The sequence below is a fragment of the Sulfuricurvum sp. genome (genome assembly GCF_049305995.1).
Taxonomy (GTDB): domain Bacteria; phylum Campylobacterota; class Campylobacteria; order Campylobacterales; family Sulfurimonadaceae; genus Sulfuricurvum.
The window spans coordinates 1-5784 of sequence record NZ_JBAQPS010000002.1 but is presented as its reverse complement, the minus strand read 5'-3'; the positions used below and the strand labels follow the sequence as shown (position 1 = coordinate 5784).

The following is a 5784-nucleotide window of genomic DNA, read 5'->3' as shown; positions in this document are numbered from 1 at the left end:
GAGCGACAGGGGCATTTTATACGGCGTGTATGGCATTACTCAACCCCCTCGATGAGGTGATATTGTTCGAACCCTATTACGGCTATCACCGCTCCACCCTTACTTCGCTCGGTGCCGTACCGACGTTTGTTCGGCTCGAAGCTCCTGAGTGGAAACTAGATTTAGATGCACTCGAATCAGTAGTGACTCCGAAAACGAGAGTGATGGTGATCTGTAACCCCGCCAATCCGAGCGGCAAGGTGTATACTCGTGAAGAGTTGGAGCAAATCGGAGCTTTTGCTGAAAAACACGATCTGATCGTCTTTGCCGATGAGATGTACGAGCACTTTTTATACGGTGATGCAGTTCATATCACGGCGCTCAGTGTTCCGAGCCTCAAAGATCGATGTGTTGTACTGAGCGGATTTTCTAAAGTATTCAGTATCACCGGATGGCGGTTGGGATACGCTATTGCCCCCGTGAGCGTTATCGAAGCGATGGCGCAGCTCAACGATCTCATCTACGTCTGCGCCCCTGCACCATTACAGATCGGCGCGGCGGTCGGGTTGGAAGAACTAGGGGATGAGTATTACACCGAGCTTGCCCGCATCCACGAGCATAAACGCGATCTTTTCTGTGATGCACTTCGCGATGCGGGATTGATTCCGAGTGTCCCTGCGGGTGCCTATTACGTTATGACCGACGTAAGTAGTGTTATAGGAAATGATGATTTTGACAAAGCGATGGCAATTTTAGAAAAAACAGGGGTTGCATCGGTTCCTGGACGGGCGTTTTACCACGATGATGCGGGGAAAAATATGGTTCGCTTTTGCTATTCTAAACCGCTAGATGTACTCGAAGATGCGGCAGAGAGAATTCGAAAACTGCGCTAATACATTCACACAAGGTAAATTCTATGACAAAGTGGTTTATAGCTTTTATACTCTTTATAGGCGTTTTTATGACGACAAGAGAACTAATGGGCAACGGATATAGCTCTGGTGATTTTCAAGATTTTTACATTGGATTTAAAAATGATCTTCTTGAAGATATTGGAGTTACTACGGAGGTTTTAGGTCGTGATAATGATGGTATCAGAAGAAAGAATAGGATACTAGTTCTTGATTTATCCAACAATGAAAATTTTTCGACGGTACCATTTGCGGATTCAACTGCTTATTTTGATCTTACAGGTGATGGTTTTAAAGAAAAAACGAGCTGGATTTATGCCGTTGATGGAATTCTTGTATTGGATAAAAATCATAATGGTCAAATTGATGGAATAAATGAGGTATTTGGGAAAAATGCAGTTGGGGGGCTTGAAGAACTCCAAAAAATAGCTGATAGCAATCATGATGATATAATCAATAAAGATGATAAGCTTTATTCAAAGCTAATGATATGGCAAGATCGTTCTCAAGATGGCATAAGTCAACCTTCCGAACTGAAAACATTAGAGCAAGTGGGAGTTGAAAAAATTGAACTAAATGTACTCAATTTTAATGTTAAGGCTCCTTTTTTCCATAGATCAGGACGTTTTATTAAAAATGATGGAGATGAAGGGCTTGTGTATGAAGCTAGATTGATGTTTGATCCGCGAATTTCAATCATGGAAACATCAATGATTCCTAATTATACAGTTCATCATGAAACCGAAAAATTACCTAAACTTCGTGGTTATGGTACAGTTTTAAGAAGTGACATTGCATACAACGCGAATGAGTATCTTCGCAAACTTGCTTTTTCAATGTCAAAAAATATCATTGATTCAGAGCGTTCTTTTGATCAGTTTATTGAAGAATGGTCAGGTTTTAATGCGTTACTTAGATCCATTCAAAAAGAATATAAACTTAGTTCATTACCCATTGTTTCTGAAACTGATAAACAGATTTGGATTCTCGAAGCTTTCTCTGCGGCTGATGTGAACAAGCATATCATTGAACAAGAAATTAAGACGACCGCTAATGTGATGAAAACAGGGGGTAACCCAAATGTGCGGGCACTTTTTTATAGCAACGAAAATACTTATGTCGCACGACAATATAAAAACCTAAGAGATCGTTATAGTGCTTTCTTTACACTTCAATTATTTTATCCTAATGTTATGGACGGGGTAAGGTATGACTATAGTATTGATGAATTTGTAATTAAAGATTTGAAGAAATTTCATAAAAATGTTAGCAATTATTTTAACAGTTCAAAAGTGTCTATAGAATCCAAATTGTATTTGGCTAATAATATGCATACACTTCAAGGGACATTTCTCCATTTTAATGCATCTGAAATTACCAAGAATATTGTTGATGATGAGATGAAAAAAATTGTCAGCTCTGTTTATGATGGGAGTTTTACACCTGTCGTGTATAAAGCTTTTAATTGTGGGAATGGGAAAGGATATATGTTGTACAAACAAAAAGTTGATGGAATATACGTGAAAACCAAACCTTATAATATTAGTAATTCAAATAATCAGAAAGCTGATAATCAGTGTTTTACGAGTAGCTGGTTAAAAATAGAGACTCTGATGGTTCCATCAACTAAGTTGTCTGTAGCGAAATGAAATTTGATGCTTATGATATAATATTGAGAATTATGACAGAAGGAGGGATGAATGTTAAGTGTGCAAATTAATAATCCTGCGGTCGAAAATTTCTTTCACCATTCATCAGAGTCTATCGTGCAGTTCCTCGAAAAAGCAGTTGCTCATTTAGAAAAAAAACCTTCGTTTATCGTATTATCGATGGATGAAGCGCGTGCACGCGTAGAGAATGCGAGGACTTCAGATGATTATCTTTCTGAAGAGGAATACAAAAGCGATATGGAAGCCTTTTGGAAAACCGTGTAATTCGGATTGTTCGCAACCGAAAATTCACTATTCAATTTCAAAATATCCTCCGTTTTATTGCTCTCGATAAACGTTCCGCCGCAATTGATTTTCAACACGATCTTGACGCGAAATTCCACCTTTTAAAAACTCAGCCGATGATGGGAAGAATGTCTCTATATGCGGATGATGAGAATGTGCGTGATTTTATCCATAACGGATATACCATCGTTTATGAAATCAAAGAGGAACAAACGATTCGGATTTTGGAAATTTTCAAATGGCAAGATAAATGAAGATACAAATCTAACTATTCGGAATTTCCCAATAGTTGTCTGAGTTAGTTCCATTTTGGAACATACTGCTAAATTTGGAGTTTTCAACTATTTTCAAAATGGAAACAGTTCAAATAATTAAAAATACACAAGGAAATTAATATGTCTAAATTTGTAGGAGCTCACGTCTCCGCTTCGGGCGGTGTTTTTAACGCTCCCCTAAACGCAATGAAAATCGGGGCGAAAGCATTTGCCCTTTTTACCAAAAACCAAAAACAGTGGGCTGCGAAGCCTTTGGATGAGGAGACGATTGCTCTTTTTAGAGCCAATCTCGCAAAAAGCGGAATCCTCCCGAAACACATCCTCCCTCACGATTCGTATCTGATCAATCTCGGTCATCCCGAAGAGGATAAACGCCTCAAATCTCTCGAAGCGTTTATTGATGAGGTTCAACGCTGTAGCCAGCTGGGACTCGATAGATTGAACTTCCATCCGGGGAGCCATTTGAAGCAAATCAGCGAAGAGGAGTGCATCGATCGGATCGCTTCGAGCATGAATGAAACATTAAGTGTTACAAATGGTGTCACTTTAGTAATTGAAAATACGGCAGGTCAAGGAAGCAATTTGGGATGGAGATTTGAACACCTGAGTGCCATTATAGAGCGTATAAATGACAAATCCCGTGTCGGTGTTTGTATCGATACGTGCCATATGTTTACGGCAGGTTACGATATCCGAACCCGCGCGGCATATGACGCAACCTGGGCGGAGTTTGATACAATAGTGGGATTTAAGTACCTCAAAGGGATGCACATCAACGATTCCAAACCCGATCTGGGAAGCCATGTCGATAGACATGACTCACTTGGAAAAGGGAAAATAGGTCTCGATGCGTTCGGATTTATCATGAACGATCCGAGAATGGATGATATTCCGTTGGTACTTGAGACGATCGATGAGACGATTTGGGCTCAGGAGATTGAACTACTTTACTCACTACAGGAGAGATGATGCGATACATAGTATTACTGTCGGCTGCAGCAGCCGCAGCAATGGCTGGGGGATATAAAATCCCAGAGAGTTCGATCAATGGTACGGCTCTGAGTGCCGCGTATGTGGCTGCTTCACATGGAGCCGATGCGGCGTATTACAACCCTGCGGCGATGGTGTATAACGAAGATGCCAATCTGTTTGAAGCAGATATGACCTATATCGGGTTAAGTTCAATCGATTTTGACGGTACAAGTGATTATAGTTCAAAAAAAGAGAATTTTTTAGTTCCGACTCTCCATTTTGCTTCGAAAAAACTCGGGGACAACGGTGCACGTGTTGGATTGAGTGTTATCGTTCCGGCGGGTTTGTCTAAACGTTGGGATCATTCTACTCCTAAAGCAACGGCGGAAGAGTTTACCTTACAAACGGTAGAAGTGAATCCATCATTTGCAGTTCCATTAAGTGATACAGTGAGCTTTGGTGCTGGATTTCGGATTATTCACACAAGCGGCATTGTAAAAAGTTCAGCAGCTGTTTCACGTGATATGGAAGGAAGTGCAATCGATTATGGATATAACATTGCACTTTTATATAAACCTACTCAGGCATTAAATTTAGCGGCGACGTACCGGTCTAATATTGATTTGTCAGTAGAAGGAAATGCTAAACTCTATTCTGGTTCAACTTTGGCGTATAACGGTGATGTCAGCGTCAGTGTTCCGGTTCCTGCCGCATTAAATTTGGCCGCTTCCTATACTTTTGGTCATGGAACAACGGTTGAGGCAGTATTTGAACGTACAATGTGGTCAGCGTACGATTATCTCGATTTTAATTATCCTGTATCGATTGGCGGTTTGGCCCCTTATTTTGATGCTCCGGTACGCAAAAATTGGGAAAATACCAATACGTATCGTTTGGGGTTAACTCAAAAATACGATAAATGGACGGCGATGGCAGGGGTAGCGTATGATGAAACACCGGTACCGGAAGCGACGTTGGGCTATGAGCTTCCTGACTCGGATGCATGGATAGTTTCACTCGGAGGACGTTATCAGCTCAATGATCAGTGGAATATTGGCTTAGCCGGATTGGTTGATTTAAAACAATCTCGTGAAGTACACAATACCTCAATCAATGGTGAGTTTTCCAATGCTAGAGCTTACTTGGTTACTGCCGGAATTGAGTACCGCTTTTGATCCACTATCCGTATGAAAATTTTTATGCGATGCTCTCCGGTGTCGCACGAGAAAATCCATCCAAAAAAGTTATTTTTGTCGAAGATGAGAGTTATAGCTACAAACAATTTTTAGAGAGAGTGGATCAAACGGCTCGTGTATTGGAACTCATCGGTATCAATAAAGGGGATCGTATCGCTTTGATCGCTCCGAATGGGGTCGAGTTTGTCCAAAGTGTGTTTGCGATTAGCAAACTCGGTGCGGTTACGGTTCCGATCAACACGATACTCAAAAACGAAGAGTATCGCTATATCTTGAGTGATTGCGGCGCAAAAGTCTTGATCACATCCTCTAAGTTTCTCAAAGAGGTAACTGATTTATGCGATTCGGTAGAGACGATTACTCACACCATCTGGATCGATAAAGCACCAAAAGAGGATTCACAACATTTAGTATTGGATGAGATACTAAGCGATCACTTGCACACGCACAGTCCATCTCCCTCACAGTTGGATGATACGGCAGTTATTTTTTACAC

At 40.8% G+C, this 5784-nt stretch carries 7 protein-coding genes; all 7 read left to right on the top strand.

Features of this window, described 5'->3' with window-relative positions; translation table 11 throughout:
• A partial coding sequence (locus tag WA010_RS00045; RefSeq protein WP_422555135.1) for a pyridoxal phosphate-dependent aminotransferase occupies positions 1–872 on the top strand: 872 nt, incomplete at its 5' end.
• Between the two features lie 23 nt (positions 873–895).
• Positions 896–2539, top strand: a complete 1644-nt coding sequence (locus tag WA010_RS00040) for a hypothetical protein (RefSeq protein ID WP_422555134.1) — start codon at positions 896–898, stop codon at positions 2537–2539.
• Between the two features lie 51 nt (positions 2540–2590).
• Positions 2591–2824, top strand: a complete 234-nt coding sequence (locus WA010_RS00035) for a hypothetical protein (protein ID WP_422555133.1) — start codon at positions 2591–2593, stop codon at positions 2822–2824.
• Positions 2809–3099 (top strand): type II toxin-antitoxin system RelE/ParE family toxin, encoded by a 291-nt coding sequence (locus tag WA010_RS00030; RefSeq protein WP_422555132.1) that lies wholly within the window; start codon positions 2809–2811, stop codon positions 3097–3099. The genes WA010_RS00035 and WA010_RS00030 overlap by 16 nt, the downstream gene beginning before the upstream one ends.
• A gap of 141 nt (positions 3100–3240) precedes the next feature.
• Positions 3241–4089: a deoxyribonuclease IV gene (gene nfo / locus WA010_RS00025; protein WP_422555131.1), complete on the top strand. Its 849-nt coding sequence runs from the start codon at positions 3241–3243 to the stop codon at positions 4087–4089.
• Complete coding sequence (locus tag WA010_RS00020) at positions 4089–5267, top strand: OmpP1/FadL family transporter (protein ID WP_422555130.1); 1179 nt, start codon at positions 4089–4091, stop codon at positions 5265–5267. The genes nfo and WA010_RS00020 overlap by 1 nt, the downstream gene beginning before the upstream one ends.
• The coding region (locus tag WA010_RS00015; RefSeq protein ID WP_422555129.1) for an AMP-binding protein at positions 5264–5784 on the top strand (521 nt) is incomplete at its 3' end. The genes WA010_RS00020 and WA010_RS00015, both read left to right, overlap by 4 nt.

What these genes read in the sequence shown, in the direction of transcription:
- WA010_RS00040 (WP_422555134.1), top strand. Translation starts at nt 896, where the DNA reads ATGACAAAGTGGTTTATAGCTTTTATACTCTTTATAGGCGTTTTTATG.
- nfo (WP_422555131.1), top strand. Translation starts at nt 3,241, where the DNA reads ATGTCTAAATTTGTAGGAGCTCACGTCTCCGCTTCGGGCGGTGTTTTT.
- WA010_RS00020 (WP_422555130.1), top strand. Translation starts at nt 4,089, where the DNA reads ATGCGATACATAGTATTACTGTCGGCTGCAGCAGCCGCAGCAATGGCT.
- WA010_RS00035 (WP_422555133.1), top strand. Translation starts at nt 2,591, where the DNA reads ATGTTAAGTGTGCAAATTAATAATCCTGCGGTCGAAAATTTCTTTCAC.